Annotated in this window: 11 protein-coding genes, 1 tRNA gene and 1 other RNA gene; 7 read left to right on the top strand and 6 right to left on the bottom strand. The window is 74.0% G+C overall.

Translation table 11 applies throughout. The annotated features are described in order from the left end of the window. Positions 1 to 4: 4 nt before the first annotated feature. Positions 5 to 1,351 carry an A/G-specific adenine glycosylase gene (gene mutY / locus THESUDRAFT_RS12025; RefSeq protein WP_006903077.1) on the bottom strand — a complete coding sequence of 449 codons (1,347 nt, stop codon included), beginning with the start codon at positions 1,349 to 1,351 and terminating at the stop codon, positions 5 to 7. A 31-nt stretch (positions 1,352 to 1,382) separates the two neighbouring features. Here mutY and lepB point away from each other — a divergent pair, with 31 nt between their 5' ends. Continuing rightward, on the top strand, positions 1,383 to 1,874 hold the full coding sequence (lepB, locus tag THESUDRAFT_RS02210; RefSeq protein WP_156821679.1) for a signal peptidase I: 492 nt from the start codon (positions 1,383 to 1,385) through the stop codon (positions 1,872 to 1,874). Between the two features lie 49 nt (positions 1,875 to 1,923). Here lepB and THESUDRAFT_RS02205 read toward each other — a convergent pair whose 3' ends face one another. Beyond that, a complete protein-coding gene (locus THESUDRAFT_RS02205; protein WP_006903074.1) occupies positions 1,924 to 2,400 on the bottom strand; it encodes a hypothetical protein in 477 nt (158 codons plus the stop codon). Positions 2,401 to 2,724: 324 nt separating this feature from the next. On the opposite strand from THESUDRAFT_RS02205, the gene THESUDRAFT_RS02200 reads away from it, so the two are divergent. The 3 genes from THESUDRAFT_RS02200 to THESUDRAFT_RS02190 all read left to right on the top strand — a co-directional run bounded on the left by THESUDRAFT_RS02200 (position 2,725) and on the right by THESUDRAFT_RS02190 (position 10,990). After that, entirely contained in the window at positions 2,725 to 6,294 is a 3,570-nt protein-coding gene (locus tag THESUDRAFT_RS02200) for a hypothetical protein (protein ID WP_006903073.1), read from the top strand. A gap of 278 nt (positions 6,295 to 6,572) precedes the next feature. Then, complete coding sequence (locus THESUDRAFT_RS02195; protein ID WP_006903072.1) at positions 6,573 to 8,789, top strand: M6 family metallopeptidase; 2,217 nt, start codon at positions 6,573 to 6,575, stop codon at positions 8,787 to 8,789. Between the two features lie 689 nt (positions 8,790 to 9,478). Next, complete coding sequence (locus THESUDRAFT_RS02190) at positions 9,479 to 10,990, top strand: acyltransferase family protein (protein ID WP_006903071.1); 1,512 nt, start codon at positions 9,479 to 9,481, stop codon at positions 10,988 to 10,990. A 34-nt stretch (positions 10,991 to 11,024) separates the two neighbouring features. On the opposite strand, the gene THESUDRAFT_RS02185 is transcribed toward THESUDRAFT_RS02190, so the two are convergent. The 3 genes from THESUDRAFT_RS02185 to THESUDRAFT_RS12020 form a co-directional block, all read right to left on the bottom strand. Next, positions 11,025 to 11,990 carry a sugar phosphate isomerase/epimerase family protein gene (locus THESUDRAFT_RS02185; protein WP_006903070.1) on the bottom strand — a complete coding sequence of 322 codons (966 nt, stop codon included), beginning with the start codon at positions 11,988 to 11,990 and terminating at the stop codon, positions 11,025 to 11,027. Between the two features lie 169 nt (positions 11,991 to 12,159). Further along, positions 12,160 to 12,546, bottom strand: an RNA gene (gene rnpB / locus THESUDRAFT_RS12500) — RNase P RNA component class A. Positions 12,547 to 13,118: 572 nt separating this feature from the next. Then, the gene (locus tag THESUDRAFT_RS12020; RefSeq protein ID WP_006903068.1) at positions 13,119 to 14,633 is read right to left on the bottom strand and encodes a tRNA (adenine(22)-N(1))-methyltransferase TrmK; all 1,515 of its coding nucleotides are present in this window, start codon (positions 14,631 to 14,633) and stop codon (positions 13,119 to 13,121) included. Between the two features lie 83 nt (positions 14,634 to 14,716). Between THESUDRAFT_RS12020 and THESUDRAFT_RS02175 the strand changes: the two genes are divergently transcribed. The 3 genes from THESUDRAFT_RS02175 (at position 14,717) to THESUDRAFT_RS02165 (ending at position 16,217) form a co-directional block, all read left to right on the top strand. Further along, a complete protein-coding gene (locus THESUDRAFT_RS02175) occupies positions 14,717 to 14,917 on the top strand; it encodes a MoaD/ThiS family protein (protein ID WP_006903067.1) in 201 nt (66 codons plus the stop codon). 73 nt (positions 14,918 to 14,990) lie between these two features. After that, on the top strand, positions 14,991 to 15,905 hold the full coding sequence (locus tag THESUDRAFT_RS02170) for a TIGR00269 family protein (RefSeq protein ID WP_006903066.1): 915 nt from the start codon (positions 14,991 to 14,993) through the stop codon (positions 15,903 to 15,905). 105 nt (positions 15,906 to 16,010) lie between these two features. Beyond that, a complete protein-coding gene (locus tag THESUDRAFT_RS02165; protein WP_006903065.1) occupies positions 16,011 to 16,217 on the top strand; it encodes a zinc ribbon-containing protein in 207 nt (68 codons plus the stop codon). Between the two features lie 105 nt (positions 16,218 to 16,322). Here the strand turns inward: THESUDRAFT_RS02165 and THESUDRAFT_RS02160 are convergent. Further along, a tRNA-Gly gene (locus tag THESUDRAFT_RS02160) sits at positions 16,323 to 16,394 on the bottom strand. Positions 16,395 to 16,442 lie beyond the last annotated feature (48 nt).

Here is a 16,442-nt window from a genome sequence, read left to right as displayed (position 1 = left end):
TTTGTCATTCCTGCCCCGCCGCCCCCGCCCCCTCCCTGGCCCCGCCCGGCCCCGTCCGGCCCCGGCCCGGCAGCGGTTCCGGCCGGGACCGTTGCCCCGGCACCTGCTCCGGCACCCGCGGCACCTGCCCCCGCAGCCCCGGCACCTGCCTCTGGGGCAGCTTTGCCAGAACCTGCATGGCTTGCTCCAGAAGCCTCCGGTCCAGGGAAGCCATGGGCAGGCCGTCCAGGTGGCCGAGGCCGACCCACCGGACCGCTCCGGAATCCCAGGGCCCAGGCGTTTCGGCCACCCGACCGGCAGGGCCGGGCAGGCCCGCGCCGTGCGGGGGCGCCGCAGCGCCCGACCCCGCGCCCCCGGCCGGAGTCCGATCCCCGCCGGACCAGGCCAGGTAAAGGCGCCAGTGCCAGCGCCGGTGGCTGAAATCCCACCGCCCCTGCAGGGTGTCAGGGTACCAGCGCAGGGACCCCCCGAGTTCGGCGGCCAGCACCGCCCCCAGCCGGTCCCGGGCCTGCACCCAGGTCTCCCCTTCCTGCCGCAGGGCGTAGGGCAAGGCCCAGAGCCCGCCCAGCAGCCCCCCTTCCGGCCGGCGGATCACCGCCACCTGGTCCCCCCGCAGGCACCCCACCACCACCACGTCCTCTTCAGCCCAGCGCACAGCCCGCTGGCGCACCGGCCAGGCCTCGGGCTGCCCCGACCGTCCGGCCACGCACAGGCCGGCCAGCGGGCAACGGTCGCAGCGCGGCCTGCGCGGCGTGCAGACGGTGGAACCCAGCTCCATGACCGCCTGGTTGAGGGCTCCGGGGCGCGGTCCCTGGACCAGCCGGCGCGCCAGCTCGTCCAGCCGGCGGCGCCCCGCCGCCCGGTCGGCCGGTTCGTCCACACCGAACAGGCGGGCCAGGACTCGCTGGGCGTTGCCGTCCACGGCCGGCACCGGGAGGTCGAAGGCGATGCTGCAGACCGCCCCGGCGGTATAGTCGCCCACGCCGGGCAGGGACCGGACCGCCTCGAAGTCCGGAGGAACCCGGCCCCCGTAGCGCTCCACCAGCACCCGGGCCGCCTGGTGCAGCTGGCGGGCCCGCCGGTAATAGCCCAGGCCCTGCCAGAGCCTGAGGACCTCTTCCTCCGGCGCGGCCGCCAGGTGGCAGGCCGACGGGAATCGCTGGAGAAAGCGAAGGTAATACGGCAGGGCCGTGTCCACCCGGGTCTGCTGGAGCATGATCTCCGACACCAGCACCGCGTACGGGTCCCGGGTGCGGCGCCAGGGAAGATCCCGGCAGTGAGCGTCATACCAATGGATTAACCGGGACCGGATCTCCGCGGGGTCCGGTCCCTCTGACGGAGCGTTGTTCATGGTCCGATTTCGCGCACTGGGAAGCGTGCTCATGGAACTCCTGCAAACGCTGGTCCTGTCCCTGCTGCTGGCCCTGGTGATCCGCGCCTTCGTGGCCGAATCCTTCGTGGTGCAGGGCCACTCCATGGAGCCCACCCTCCACCACGGCGAGCGGGTCCTGGTCCTGAAGCTGGGCGCCCGCTGGCGGCAGCCCCGCCCGGGGGAAATCGTGGTGTTCCGCCCGCTTCAGCAGCCGGGCGGCGAGTACATCAAGCGCGTGGTGGCCGGACCCGGTTCCACCGTGGCCATGGAGGACGGCCGGGTGATCCGCGACGGCACCGTCATCGACGAGCCGTACGTGGTGTACGGTGACCGCTCGGACCTGCCCCCGGTGGAGGTACCGCCGGGAACGGTGTTCGTCCTGGGGGACAACCGGCCGAGCAGCTACGACAGCCGCTCCTTCGGGCCGGTGCCCCTGGACCGGCTGGACGGGCGGGCGGTCCTGGTCTTCTGGCCCCTGTGGCGGGTGCGCTGGCTCCACTGAAGTCCCCGCCCGGTGGCCGAGCCCGGCCCCGGGACCGGGCCCCGCCCGCTCACAGTCCAAGACGGCCGGGGCCCAGCCGGCGCCGCCGCTCGGCGGGACGGGCGCCCAGGGTCGAACCGGCCAGCGCCGCCAGCAGCCCTGCCACCCAGAGCGGCCGGGAGCCGAGCACGGCCAGCAGCAGCACCGGCGGCGTCACCCGGCCGGCGGTGAGGGGTTCGACCCGGGCCAGGGCGCTGGCGGCCGCCAGGACCAGGAGTGCCGCTCCCCCGGCCCACAGCAGCGCCAGAGGCAGGCGCAGCCAGACGCTGCGCCCGTCCATCCACCGGCCCCAGCCGGCCGCTACGATGCCGTAGGCTCCCGCCGCACCCAGCAGGGCCAGGGCCAGGGCGGGCCAGGCCAGCTGGGGGAAGGCCTCAGCCCCCTGCCGGGCAGCCGGTTCGACCACCGCCCGGGTGGCCGCCAGCCCGCCGAGCCACAGCACGACCCACGCAACAAGGCGGAGGATGACCGCCACGACGAAGCTCACACCCTTTCGCCTGCCGTTCACGGCCGCTTGCGGCAGCGAGTTCTTCTGCCGTGTGCTGGCTGATCGAGTCCTTCCTTGTCGAGTCCTTTCTTTCCGACGGCCGCGCCTTTTCCTCCCGCCCCGCTGCGGCTCGCAAAAATTGGTGCCGGCCGGACCGGGGGCCTGCCATATCCTGCCCGGCTGCCGCATAGGCTGGCTTGAGGCCCCGTGGCCCCCGCGGCATCACGCAGCACCGCACGCGGCATCATGCAGCACCGCATGGGTTTGCGCGCACCGGTCCCGCCGGTTCCCGCCAGCTCCGGTCACCACGAAGGAGGCTTGGTCATGGCGTCCCGTCGATCCCTCCCCTTCCGCCGGCCGGTCCGCGGCCCGGCAGGTGACGGCGGCCCTCGCCGGCCCGGCGCCGCGGCGGATCCCTCCCCAGGGGAGCACGCCCGCAGCGCAGGGGAAGGGCCGCCCCTGATGGTGGTACCGCCCCTGCCGGCCCCCCAGGCGACCGCAGCCATGGCCCGGCGCCAGGCCGCCGTCCCGGCGGCCCTCCCGGGCCCCGTCCCGGTGGCTGCGGGGCCCATTCCGCCAGGGCCGGACAGGCCCACGCGGGATACCGGACAGGAGCGGCCCGGTGCGGGGCGCTTGGCCGGCCCGGCCGGGGACCCGGCGCCCCGCGGGGCGCGCGGCAGCGGGCCGCAGCCGTGGGCCTGGGGGGCCGCCGTGGGCACCGTCCTGGCGGTGGCCGGCCTGTATGCCACGCTGGCGGCCTCCGTCCGCCACCCCGCGGGCGAACCCGTGCCGCACCCGCTGCTGCTCCTGGGCCTTGCCGCACCGGCGGCGGGGATGGCCGCCTCGGGCCTGGCCGCAGCGGTGCGCGGGCTCCGCCGCAGGGGGCGCCTCCACTCCCGGGCACCGGGCGGCAACGTCGGGGCCCTGCGCAGGAACGCCGGGGCGCGGGGCGACGACGCCCTCAAGGACAACGGCGACCCCCGCCAAAGCCCCCCGGCGGCAGGGGTCAACCCCTGCTCGCAGGTTCCCTACCCGGTTTCGCCCCAGACCCTGCGCCATGTCGTTCCCCTCACCCGGCCTCCAGAGCAGGAGCCGGCCCGGCCCCGCCCCCGGCCGCCGGCCCAGGTCCGGGGACGGCACCACACCGTGGCCCAACCCGAAGCGCAGGGACGGCTCCGGTGGCTGCGGGCGGCCGCCCGCCGCGGGTTGGGCGGGTTGCCGCACCTGGTGGCCCTGGGCGGCTATTTGGCAGCCGCAGCCGGCTGGGCGGGCTGGGGCGCGGACGTGGCCCTGCCGGCCCTGGGGCAGGCCCTGTGGCCGGCCCGGGACCTGGCCGTCCTGGCCGCGGCCGTGCTGGCCGCCCTGGCCGCCGGCGATCTGGCCGGACGCCAGCGCCCCACCCCGGCCGGGAAGGATGCCGGGACGGAGGTTCTGAAGGATGACGCCCGGCCCCTGGTGCTCCGCTGGATCCTGCACGGTGGTGCCCTGGCCCTGGCTCTCGCCGCCCTCGCACCTTGGGAGTTTGCCGCCCTGCCGGCGGACCATCCTGCCCGCCGGCTGCCCTCTGGGCTTTACGCCGCCGCTTCCGTGACCCTGGCAGCCTGGGTGCTGGCCCACGCCGCCGGGTCGGCCCGGCGGCCGGAAGACGCCCCCGCGGCGGCGGCTTCCTATACGATGCTGCGGACCGGGATCATGCTGGCCCTGGCCGGCAGGGCCGAGGTGCCCGCCCCGGCCCAGCCGGTCATCCTCTCGGGCCTGCTCTGGCTCTTGCCGGCCCGCGGCGGCAGGCGCCCTGCCCGCATGCGAGCCGGCCGCGGAACGGAGACCTCAGGGGCCGGCGACCCCGGGCCGGCGGCGGAGGGACGCCGGCCCCGGAAGCCCCTCCGGCGGCCTGTTGCCCGCCATGCCGGAGCCGGTCACGGCAGCCCGCCCGCCGCCCCACCACGCCGCTCCCCCGCACCCGCCGGCGAACGGGGATCCTTGTCACCCCTGCCCGCTCCCCCGGGCACCGGCGACGGATACCCGTCCCCACGCTGGCGGGTGGCCCGCTCCGTGGCCCTGGGCATGGTCGCTGCCGTCCTCTTTGGTCTCGCGCACACCGGGCTGCTCTGGATCACGGGCGCCTGGGAGGCGGGCCCCGGTCTCGGCAACAACCCTCCCGCCGGCGGGCCGGCCATCTCGGGGCCTGTCTCAGGGCCTGTGGGGACGGCCGCCACCGGCATCTTGGCCCCAGGAACGGCGGGCGGCCCGGGGTGGCCCAGCTTCCTTCCCCCCGGTCCCGCCGGGTACGCCTTTCTGGCCGCCCTGGCCGGCCTGGCCGGGTTCGTCCTGGGCTCAGCGACGGCGGCGGCCAGCCGGTGGTGTCTGGACACCGCCCGGCTCCCGGTCCCGGTCGCGGCACGGGCCCGGTCCTTGCCCGGCTCCGGCCTGGCCGAGGCCCCGGGGCCCGGAGGCATGGCAGGCGCTTCGGCGCCGGGAGCCGCCCCGGACCCTGGCACCGAGGCCAATCCCGCAGGTCCCGCAGCGGATGCTGGTCATGCCCTGGACGCCCCACCGGCACGCCAGGCGGCGGGCCTGGAAGTCGCGCAGGTCTTCCTCCCGGCGGTCGCCCGGCCCCTCTTGCCGCCCTGGCAGCCCCGCCCGCCGCTGCCGGCACCCGGCCCTGCTGGCGCCGCTGCGCGTCCCGGCACCCCACCCGGCACCGTGCCCGGCGGCCTGTCCGCGGAAGGAAGGGGGGAAGCCGGGCAGGGTTCGACCCGGCCGGCGGCGGCACCGGGGGAGGTCCCCCAAGGTGCCCCCGGCCAGGCCGGCGTGCTGGGGGAGATCCCCCAGGGTGCCTCCAGCCATGCCGCTACGGTGGGGCAGGTCATCCAGGGTGTCTCTAGCCAGGCGGCGACGCTGGGGAAGGCCACCCAGGGTTCGGCGAGCCCGGCGGCCGTACCGGGAGATGGCTCTCGCGCCTTCCCCGGCCCGGCCACCACCCCGGGGGAGGTCGCCCACGCTGCCCCCGGCCCGGCCGGCTCGCCGGCCGAGGCCCCGCTCCCTGCCCACCCGCCGCAGGAACGCCTCGAGAAAGGTCTTGGTGGGGGTGGGCAGCCACCGTCCACGACCACCAGGGGGGAGGAAGACTCCCTGCCGGTACCCCAGCATGCCTCCGGCCGCCCCCCTAGCCAGCTCCAGATCCCGTCCGGGCACAACCCACCGCCCGGCATTGGGGCGCCGGCGTCCCCAGGGGCCAGGCCCTCCCCGGCGGCGCCCCCTGCGCCTGCCGCACCCGGCGCCTGCGGTGGACCGGTGGCTGCGGGGGCGAGAGCCGGTGCCGCAGCACCGGACGGAACCCTCCCGGCTCCGGACCATGGGGCGGGTGGACCGCAGCAGGTTCCCGCTGCCATGCCGACGAGCATGCCACGGCCCATGACACCGCCGGCTGCTGCTGACCCGGACGCGGCCCATCAACCGCCCGGCCCCGGGGGGACCGCCCGCCAGGCTACCTCGGGCCGGAGCGGAGCGATCCGGAGGATCCGGCGGCGGGTGTTACGGTCATCGGGCCGCCCCTCCCGGACTCCGGCGGGGTGCTCTCCGGCAGCCGCGCAAGGACCGCCCGTGCCCGGGGGACGCCCGCCTGCACCGGCGGGCCTGCAGCCCGAGGACCGGGGGAGACCTCCGGCCCGTTCCGATGCCCCCGGTCCCAGCCTGGGGCGAGTGGTCATGCCGGCGTGGGCGGGCTGGCGAGCGGCGGCAGGCAGCAGCTCGCCTGCCCCACAGCCCTCGGGCCCGCCCGGATCCCCCACGCCCGGCTCCCCCACCGGCCCGGGCGGCCGGCCCCCCCTTGGCAGGCCGGTGCTCCCCTTGCGCAGGCCCGCTGCCCGCGGCGGCAGCCTGCCCAACCGCTGACGCCCTGCTCCCCTGGGCCGCCGGCACAGCGCACCGCTGACGGGCTTCCGGGCTACCGCGATGGCCCGGGAGCCCGTCGGGCTTCGATCCTGGGCTCCGATCCTGGCGGCGGGGGCGTAGCGCCGAATCTCGACGCAGGGAAGCCCCCTGTTCCGGCGCCCGCCGCGTGGCTGTGCACCCGAATTGACAATGCGTGCCATGTCTCGCGAAAGGAGCTCTCATCTGGAAGGCGAAACCATTCCCCCAGACAGGCTGTTCCAGAGGAGGGATGTGGCGTGATGCATCGTTCCCGTCGTCGCCGTGCCCGCCGGCTGCTGGCAACGGCACTGGCCGCTGCCGTCATGGGGACCGCCCTGGCGGCATGGCCCGGAACCGGCTCCGGCAGCCAGGCGCTGGCGGCAGGCGCACCGAAGGCATCACCCGCTGCGGCCGGCGGCACAGCTGCCGCCGGTTCTGCCGGTTTCACCGAGCCGGAACCCATCGACATCGGACCCGCCGTCCGGCACAAGCAATTCCCCGTGATGCGCAAGGGCCAGGTGATCGGAGCCGACCCAGTCGACCAGCCGGGCATCCGGTATGCCAGCGCGGCTTATGACCCCCTCCCAGGAACGCGGCGGACTTTCTTCACCCTGGACTATGCGCGGGGCAGGCTGGTGCCGACGACCTTCGTGCTTCGGGGCATCAGCGAGCACGCCGAAGTCTGGGTGGCGGAAAATCTGGCGTTCCCCGCAGGTGATCCGCGCAACGAGATGGTCGCCATCACCGACGAGCAGGTGGCCTACCTGCTCAATGAGTTCGAGGGCAACATCCGCCCCAAGGAAGAAGCGTTCTTCGGTCCCTGGGATCAGCACGACGGGTCCGAGGCCCTTCTAGATGTGTGGGGCTACGTGCCCGACGGCTATTACACCGCCGCCGACGGCAAGGCGCGGGACATCATCCTGGTAGAGAACGTCAAGGACGAGAACTACTATGACCCGAGCTATCCCTCCTACGTGGCCGGGTTCTACGCGTCGGCCTACGAGGCCTACATGGACCGCAACATCGTCACCATCGACGCCTTCGACTGGGCCCAGCGGCTGGGACCCAACGACGCCCCCTGGCGCCGGGTGCCCGGCACGGGCCGCGCCCACCTGTACGACGGGACCCTGGCCCACGAGTTCCAGCACCTGATCCATGACGACTACGACAGCGACGAGGAGAGCTGGATCAACGAGGGGATCTCCGATTTCGCCGAGTTCCTGGTGGGATACGGCCATCCCGACAGCCACGTGGACTGGTACCTGGACAATCCGGAGAACTCCCTGACCGCCTGGGGGGACCAGGGCGATCGGCAGATCCTGGCCGACTACGGGATCGCGTACCTGTTCCAGCTCTACCTGCACGACCACTTCGGCGGCGGTGAGGTGATCCGCCGGCTGGTGGCCAACCCGGCCAACGGCTCCCAGGGCGTGGACGCCGTGCTGGCCGAACTGGGCCATCCCCAGCGCTTCACCGATGTGTACCGCGACTTCCAGGTGGCGCTCATGGCGGCCGGCCAGTCCCGCCTGCCGCGGGAGTACGCGTTCGACAGCATCGACCTGACCCGGTTCGGCAGCCGCGGCGGCATCAACCTGGACGCCGCCACCTACGGGGACGGGCAGGTGGCGGGCTGGGCGACCGACGTGGCGGCCACCTGGACCCGCGATCAAGCCCGGGCGACCCGGGTGCAGTTCAACGGCGACGACTACCTGCCCATCCCCTGGTCGGTGGTCGCGGCTCCGGCCGGCGGCGAAGGGCTGGCCCTGTGGAGCGGCACCGGCGACCTGCTGGACCAGTGGCTCGTGCTGTCCCTCGACCTGCGGGGAGCCAGCGGCACGGTGCTGGAATTCGACCACTTCTACGACATCGAGGCGGCATGGGACTACGGGTTCGTCCAGGTCTCGGCCGATGGCGGAAAGACCTGGACCAGCCTGGCCAACGAGAACACCACGGACGTGCTGGACCCCCATGCCCACCCGCGGATCCAGGAAAACGTGCCGGGCTTCACCGGCTCGTCCGGCGGATGGCGCCACGAATCCTTCGACCTCTCGGCCTACGACGGCCGGTCCCTCCTGCTGGCCTTCCGCTACGTGACGGACTGGGCCGCGGCCGGCAACGACGGCGACCCCGCCAACGACGGCTGGTTCATCGACAACGTGGTGGTCCGGGCCAGCGGCGGGGTGGTGGCGGGGCCCTTCGACGGCAGCAGCCTGGACGGGTTCAAGAGCCTGGGCGAAGCGACGGGCCAGCCCATCACGTACCTGGTGACCGTGGTGCAGCTGGAGCGGAACGGCAAGGTCCAGGTCCGGGACTTCCGCTTCCACAACAAGCCGCGACAGGAGGACTTGAACGCCCTGCAGGCGACCCTCGGGCGCAGCAACGCCGATCGCCAGCTGATCCTGGTGACCCACTTGGCTCCCGGCGATGCGGGCACCACGGTACACTATCAGTTGGACGTGCAGCGGCGGGAGCGCTGACGCCAACCCCGCCTTGGCCGTGCGGTTCCAGTTCCGGCCTGCAGGCGGCAGGCCGGGCGCGCGGGAGGCCCGATCGGCGCCCGGCTGGGGAACCCGCCAGGCCCGGGAACCCGGGAGCCCGTCAGGGACGGGGACGCCTCCGGCGCCCGCAAAGGAACGACCCGGCCCGCGCGGCACGGCGGGGCAGTCTCGCTCGCCATGCCGGGGCAAGGGATGAACCGAGCGCGGGGCGTGGACACCGGGATAGGTGCCACGCCCCGCTTGCTCGCCTCAGCAGGCCGGCCGGCGTTGGACCTTCACCCGCAGCAAGCAGGGCCCCGGTAAGGCGCGGGCGGCCCCGGTAGGACGCGGGCGGGCGCGGCCCCGGAGGGAGGGCGTGGGCGGCGTACCCACTCTCCCGGCCGGCTTGCCGGACCGGCTTGCGGGACGGGCCGCCCGGGGTGGCCGGGCGGGCCACCCCGGCGGCGACGGCCTGCCCACCGGGCGGCGACGGCCGGTCCGTCCGCCAGCAACGCCCTGTTCGGCCCCCCGGCCCCTCGAACCATGTGAGAAGGATGAAGAACCGGCGAACCGGCGGTGACAATCGGATCGTCTCCGGCGGCGAGGCCGCGGGGCTCCGCGGCGGTGCCGCCGCGGGAGGGAGGCCCGGCGCCGGCCGCCCAGGCGGCGGCGCACCGGGTGGCGCCCACTTGACCGGCGGCAACCCGGGCAGTGGTGACGCGGCCGTGCTCCGGCGCCCGCAGCGGGGCGTGGCAAGGGCAGGCCGGCAACCCCTGTCACCGTGCCCGGCCCGCGTGGCGGCTCTGGACGTGGCCCGCGGTCTCAGCATCAGCCTGGTGGTCCTCGGCCACACGCCCCTGCCCGCCTGGATCAACGGGCCGCTGAGCACCCTGCGCCTGCCGCTGCTGTTCTTCGTTTCGGGCTATCTCTTCAACTGGGACCGGTACGGCACCCGGCCCGGACAGCTTGTGCGCCAGCGGGCCCGCCGCCTGCTCCTGCCCTATCTGGCGGGCGGCCTCATGACCTACCTTTTCTGGCTCCTGGCGCGCCGCGCGGCGAGCCCGGAGGCCCAGGCCGTCCCCTGGTGGTGGCCCCTGGCCGGCTGGCTCTACGGCAGCGCCAGCGCCGGCTGGCTCGTCTTCAACCTGCCCCTCTGGTACCTGCCGGCCGCCTTTTGCGGCCAGGTGCTGTTCTGGGGGCTCCTGCGGCTTGTTGCCCGCCGGCCGCCGCTGCTGCAGGCCGCCGCCGCTCTGGCGGCGGGCCTGGCCGGGATCGCCCTGGGCCGGCACGCCCCGCTGCCGTGGTCGCTGGACGTCGCCTTGGCGGCCCAGCCCTTTTTCTGGGCCGGCTGGTTTGCGCGCCAGGCCGGACGAACCCGGCCCGGCCGCCCCGGCCCCAGGCCCTGGCCGCGGGCAGCGGAGGCCGCCGAGGCCGAGGGTGCAGCCGGCGGCGCCGGCGGCCTCCTGCCGGGGGATGCGACGGCTGCGCCGGGCCGCTGCGGAACAGATCACGACGCAGGGCCGGAAACCGGTTGGACGACCGTGGCTCCCGCCATGCCGGCCCTCACCGGAGGCAGGGCCCGGGCCCAGGCTGCGGGCCCGTCCCTCCTGCCTGGCCGGCTCGGGCGACCGGGGGCGGTTTTGCTCGGGTTGGGGCTCTGGCTGGTGGCCCTGGTGGAGAACGGCGCCGTGGCCATCAACACCCGCCAGTACGGCCATCCCTTCTGGTTCTACAGCGGCGGCATCGCGGCGTGCGTGCTGGCCCTGCACCTGGCCACGGCGCTGGCGCGCCTGCCCCTGGCCTGCCGCACCCTGGCCTACCTGGGGCAGCACTCCATGGTGGTGCTGGTCTTCCACGTGGGCCTGGCATTCCCCGTCCTGGCGTGGCTGCTGGCCGCGCTGGCGGGCGATCCGCTGCTGGATGCATGGGGCCTGTACTGGTTGTGGGGGCTTGGCTTCACGGCGGCCCTGGCGCGACTTGTACAGCCCTTCCCCCGCCTGACCCTGGCGCTCGAGGGCGCCATGCCGCAGCGGGCCGGATCGCTGTGGCCCCGGCGGCCTGAGCAGCGTGCGCCGACAGCGGGCCGGCCTGCGCCGGCGCGCGCTGCCCGGGACCGCAAGTCCGGCCATCCCGGACGGCCCGCAGGTCGCGCCCAGCCCGGCCATCACCCCCAGACCCGTTGGCACGGCGCGGCCGACTGACGGTTGTCCGGGCGGTGCCGCCCCGCCGGAGTCGTCACCGGTGTGCCGTGGACCACGCCGCCCGGACCTTTTCGACCGCCGCCTCCAGGGCGTCGCCCGCCTCCAGCTCCAGCACCACCGGCCCTGCAAACCCCGTTTCGGCCAAGGCTGCGGCCAGCTCCGGCAGGCGCAGGCTTCCTTGTCCCAGGGGCAGGTGGGCCCTGCCGGCGGCTGCGCCGCCGGTCCCCTGGCCCGCTGGCGGCACGGCATCGTGCAGGTGCAGGCCGCGGATGCGGCCGCCCAGGGTGCGCGCCAGTTGCACCGGATCATCACCGTTGCTGACGGCGTGGCCTACGTCCAGGCAGACCGCGACCCCGGCGGCGCGGGCCACCGCGTCGAAAAGAGCCCAGGGCATCCCCTCCAGGTTCTCCAGCGCCAGAGCCGTTGCCGTTGCCGGGGGGACCTCGGCCTGGAGGCGGCGCAGGGCGGCCACCAGGCGGTTGGCCAGTTCGTCCAGCAGGCCGGGCCGCTGGTCGGCCGGTGTAGCCAGCACCAGTGCCTGGGTGGCGTAGTTGGCCGGGTGGACCGCCGCCAGGAGGGGGGCCAGGGGGGATGTGGCACGCAGGGCCGTGACGATGGAGGCGATGCTGCCCTCCCAGACGGGCTGGTCCAGGGCGGTGAGGTCAGGCCACACGTACGGCAGGTGGACGGTGGCCGCCAGGCCCTCGGCGGCCAGAACGGCACCGGCCTCGCGCCACGGGCCTGAAGCCGCATAGCGCGCGTCCAGCACGCAGGCGTCGGCATGAAACTCCACGGCCCCCGCCCCTTGCCGGCGCAGCCGGCGGGCCTCGTCCCGCAAGGCGGCCAGGAAGCGGTCCGGGTCCTCGGGTCGATGACGGCTTCGCCAGAGGGAGCGGCAGGGCAGGGCCAGAAGCGGGTGCGGGCTGCGGGGCCGGCCCGCCGCCGGCGGAACCGGGGCCGGCGGAGCGGGCTCCGGTGGGGTCGATGGCGGTTCCGCCACGGGACCTACTCCTCCCTTTTCCTCGCGCAGTCTCCTCGCATCCTCTGCCGGTTTCTTCCCGTAGGCTTTCTTGCCAAAGAGTTCCCCGCACTCCCCACGGCCCCTGCAGGCAAAAAAGAAAAGGCCGCCCTTGCTCCGGCAAGTGCGGCCTCCACATCTATAAACCTTGGGGCCGAGCCAGCCTGTAAGCCGGGTTCTGTCGAGGGTGATCATCTATCTAGGGCACCCGGTCACCCGGGGCCTCAAGCGGCCAACCCGAGGGCTCGGCGGGCCACCTCATCGCCCTCCTACTCGGCCTTGCTGCCGGTGGGGTTTGCCTAGCCGGCCAGTCGCCTGGCCGCTGGTGCGCTCTTACCGCACCTTTTCACCCTTACCGGTGACCGGCGGCGCGCGGTGCGGGCCGCGCGCCGGGCCGGTTCCACCGGCGGTATGTTTCTGTGGCACTTTCCCGGGGGTCGCCCCCGCTGGGCGTTACCCAGCACCGTGCCCTGTGCAGCCCGGACTTTCCTCGGACGCGGCCTTGCGGCCCTGCGCCCGCGATCACCCGGCTGACTCGACCCGCCATGCCTGCCGCGCCGACCGCACGCCCGGCTCGCCTGCGCCCGCCTCCTCCGGCGGCAGCGCCGGCGGATTGGCGACGGGGCGTTCCAGGCCGCGCCCGGAATCGCGCAGCGGGCCTGGTGGGCGTGCTGCAAGCGCAGTCGCGGCGGATCCCGGGAGCGGTACATGGGGCCGCGACCCGGGCCTGCCCGCGGCCGCCCTGCGCGGCCTGGAACGCGACCCGGGGCCCGGCCTGGGACGCGGCACAAAAGGCGGGACAAACCTGCGGTCCCCGCGTGGGGGACTCCATGGCCATTTTACGGGCCACGGTGCGGCCTCACAAGGTCGGGGCGAACCAGCCCCGCCGGAACCTGCCGCCCGTGCGCCGGGCCATGCCCGCCCCATGGCGGGACCTTCCGCCTGCACGCCGGGACGTGCCGCGCCCGCGCCGGAATCTGCCGGCTGCACCCGAGGGTTGGAGACCGGCACGGCCGCCACGCGGCCCGGGGGCGCGGCACCGGCCGCCATGCCTTGACGCGAACCAGTACCGTCAGCGGTCCCCGGTGCCACCCCAGCACCTTCGCGGCGTCAAGCCGGTCCCGGCGTCCCCTGGGCGCCAGCCATGCCCTGGTCGATGCCCTGGTTGGCCAGCCGGTCGGCTTCCCGGTTCCGCTCGCGGGGCACGTGAATGAACCGCACCCGTTCGAACTGCGCTGCCAAGCGCGCCGCTTGCTCGAACAGCGGTTTCAGCCCCTCGTTCTTCACCCGGTACTGGCCGTTGAGCTGGCGCACCATGAGCTCGCTGTCGGAATAGACGTCCAGGCGCCGGGCACCCCGATCCAGGGCGCGCTGCAGGCCCGTGATGAGCGCCGTATATTCCGCGACGTTGTTGGTCGCCGCGCCGATGAACCGCGCGATGCGTTCAGCCACCGCCCCGTCCGGCCCGATCAGCACCACCCCGATCCCCGCCGGGCCCGGATTGCCGCGGGCTGCACCGTCGGTGTGCAGGCGCCACGGGGCAACGGCCGCCGCCTCTGTCCTGTCCAAACCTTTCCCTCCTGCCGGCGTGCCCGCCGGTGAGCTCGCGTCCAGATCAGGAGCCCTATTCCCCGCTTCCAGGGCCAGCACCTCCCCGAGAAACCCCAGCCATGCCGCCGCCTCGCTCCGCCGCCGCACCGCCCGCGGGGTTGAACCAGTGTTCGCCCGCAGCGCTTTCCGCCAGGGCCGGGCGAGCTCATGGAGCCAAGAGGCGAGCCACGGGCCGGCGCGCCCTGCGGCAGGTGGCCCGGTGACATCCTGGGCCGGCCCGGCACCCGGACCGGCACCCCTTGTCCCAAGGCTGCGGGCGGGGTGCGCCAGCAGGGCAGGCCCAACCCGACCCACGGCCTCTCCGGGGTCGACGCCCCACCGGAGCGCCAGCCCGGCCAGCCGGTGGGCGGCCTCGACCACCGGGGCGTCCCAGAGCCAGATGAACGGCCGTTCGTCCGGAGCGGCGCCCTCCGGACCCGCAGGGTTCGCTATGGCGAACGCCGGACAGCCCACGGGCAGGTGGGACGGAGGTTCAACCACGCGCCCGGCGATGATCACGTAGGCATGGCGACCTTCCACCACCACCCGCTCCTCTTCCAGGGCCAGGCACAAGCAGCGCTGATCAACGCGCAGCGACAACCGTTCCGGCCACAGCCTTCCGGTGCGCCGGTCCAGGGCAGGAAGGTGCAGGGCGGCGGCGCCGCGGGTGGGCTGCAACAGGAGCCGGGTCCCCGGCTCCAGCCGGCCAGCCCCTGCGCGCAGGATGGCCGCGATGGTCTCCCCGTGAAGGCCGCTGATGACCACGGCCCCGGCCTCGCCCGGCCTCAGGGGCAGTAGCCCCGGCCCCTGGCGGAGTTCGACCCGGTCCTGGGTGCCCGTTTCCTCCACCAGCCGCCGCGCCGCGGCCAGGGGCGCGGCCCGCAGGTCGGTGGCGATGGCCCGCCGGGCGCGGCCGCGCAGCACGGCGGTGACGGGCAGCAGGCCGTGGTCGGTGCCGATGTCGGCCAGCACCTCGACCCGGCCCAGCATGTCCAGAAGGGCCTCCAGCCGGGGTCCCAGGCGGCGCGCCGTCATAGGCAAACCCCTTCCTTGCCGCTTCCATTCCGCCGCTGCTATCATGGGCACGCAAGGGACGATCCCGCAAAGGGGGCTTCCCGATGAAAGTCACCGTTCCCATTCCCGTGCGCAAGGTCTATGAGATCAAGGGTCCCAAGCGCGTGCAGGAGATCCTGGACGAGCTGGGCCTGCCATACGAGTCGGTCATCGTGATCCACGAAAAGCGGCTGCTGACCCCCGATGCCCGGGTCCCCGACGACGCCGAGATCGAGGTGCGGCCGGCCATTTCCGGCGGTGCGTAGACCCGGTGCGTAGGCCCGGAGGCTTGTAGAAGAGGCGGCTTGTAGAAGGGTTCGTAGAAAGGAGGTGGCGCCGGTGAAGTGCACCAAGTGCGGCGAACCGGCCGTGGTGCCCATCCGGCGGCACAACGCGGCTTTTTGCACCGAGCACTTCTTCGAGTACTTCGACAACCAGGTCCAGCGCGCCATCAAGGAACACCGCATGTTCACGAAGAACGACCGCATCCTGGTCGCCGTATCGGGTGGCAAGGACAGCCTGGCCGTCTGGGACGTGCTCTTGCGCCTGGGCTATGAGGCCCACGGCTTCTATATCGATCTGGGCATCGGCGAGTACTCCAAGCGCTCCACGGAGAAGGTTCGGAACTTCGCCGCCGAGCGCGGCGCCACCCTGCGCATCGTCTCCGTGGAGGAGGAGTACGGCCTCGGCACCCAGGAGCTGGCCCGCAAGGTCCGGCGGCCGGCCTGCTCCGCCTGCGGCCTGAACAAGCGGTACCTGTTCAACAAGGTGGCGCTGGAAGGCGGCTATGACGTCATCGTCACCGGTCACAACCTGGACGATGAGGCGGCCACGCTCCTGAGCAACGTGCTGCACTGGAACACCGGTTACCTGGCCCGGCAGGCGCCCGTGCTGGAGGCGACGGCTCCCAACCTGGTGAAGAAGGTCAAGCCCCTCTTCCGGCTGACCGAGCGCGAGATCGCGTCCTACTGCGTGCTGCGGGGGATCGACTACATCGTGGAGGAGTGCCCCATGGCCAAGGGGGCCAAGTCGATCCAGTACAAGCACATCCTCAACCAGCTGGAAGAGCTCTCGCCCGGCACCAAGGCGGCCTTCTTCTTCGGCTTCCTCGAGCGCGGCCGCCAGCACTTCGAGGAAGAGCGAGAGCAGGTGGAGATCCGCCCCTGCACCGTCTGCGGACAGCCCACCACCACCGAGATCTGCGCCCACTGCCGCATGCTGCAGCGCGCCGGGGTGGCCGTGGCCGGAGCCTGAGGCGAGCGGGCCCGGGGCGGGCGATCCTCAGGCGAGCCGGGCGGGTGATGCCGGGCCGGGTGGCCGTCCTGGTGGCGGGGCAGGTTATCACCGGAGGTGAGATCCATGCCCCGCACCGGGGAAGAACCCGGCCCCGGCATCTACACGTGCACCCGCTGCGGGCAGACGGTGCGCCTGGACGACCCGGGCGACCGGCTGCCGCCGTGTCCTGACTGCCGCAACACCGAATTCACCCGCGCGGTGACGGATCCCGCGGCAACGGGGGTCAGCGCGCGGATCGAGCCCGAACAGGGCGGCCGGAACAGGCGATGACGGAGGCCGGCGGAAGCAAGTGACGAAAGCAGAAGCAACTGAAAGCAAAAGAAAAGCGAAGAGGCCGGCACCAGCTGCCGGCCTCCGTCTTTGCTGGCTGGTTTGAGCGGGAGACGGGAATCGAACCCGCGGCCTTCACCTTGGGAGGGTGACGCTCTACCACTGAGCTACTCCCGCACAACGAAGGCTTGTAAGGCTTGGTGACACCCGCCGGCTTGCTGCCGG

This window comes from Thermaerobacter subterraneus DSM 13965 (genome assembly GCF_000183545.2).
GTDB classification, from domain to species: Bacteria; Bacillota; Sulfobacillia; order Thermaerobacterales; family Thermaerobacteraceae; genus Thermaerobacter; species Thermaerobacter subterraneus.
Note: the sequence above shows the minus strand (reverse complement) of the source record. Positions and strands in the feature narration are given on the sequence as shown.

Excerpts from the sequence above, each read along its gene's own strand:
- mutY (WP_006903077.1), bottom strand. The coding sequence starts at position 1,351 with ATGAACAACGCTCCGTCAGAGGGACCGGACCCCGCGGAGATCCGGTCC.
- THESUDRAFT_RS02200 (WP_006903073.1), top strand. The coding sequence starts at position 2,725 with ATGGCGTCCCGTCGATCCCTCCCCTTCCGCCGGCCGGTCCGCGGCCCG.
- THESUDRAFT_RS12020 (WP_006903068.1), bottom strand. The coding sequence starts at position 14,633 with ATGACGGCGCGCCGCCTGGGACCCCGGCTGGAGGCCCTTCTGGACATG.
- THESUDRAFT_RS02175 (WP_006903067.1), top strand. The coding sequence starts at position 14,717 with ATGAAAGTCACCGTTCCCATTCCCGTGCGCAAGGTCTATGAGATCAAG.
- THESUDRAFT_RS02165 (WP_006903065.1), top strand. The coding sequence starts at position 16,011 with ATGCCCCGCACCGGGGAAGAACCCGGCCCCGGCATCTACACGTGCACC.
- lepB (WP_156821679.1), top strand. The coding sequence starts at position 1,383 with ATGGAACTCCTGCAAACGCTGGTCCTGTCCCTGCTGCTGGCCCTGGTG.
- THESUDRAFT_RS02195 (WP_006903072.1), top strand. The coding sequence starts at position 6,573 with ATGCATCGTTCCCGTCGTCGCCGTGCCCGCCGGCTGCTGGCAACGGCA.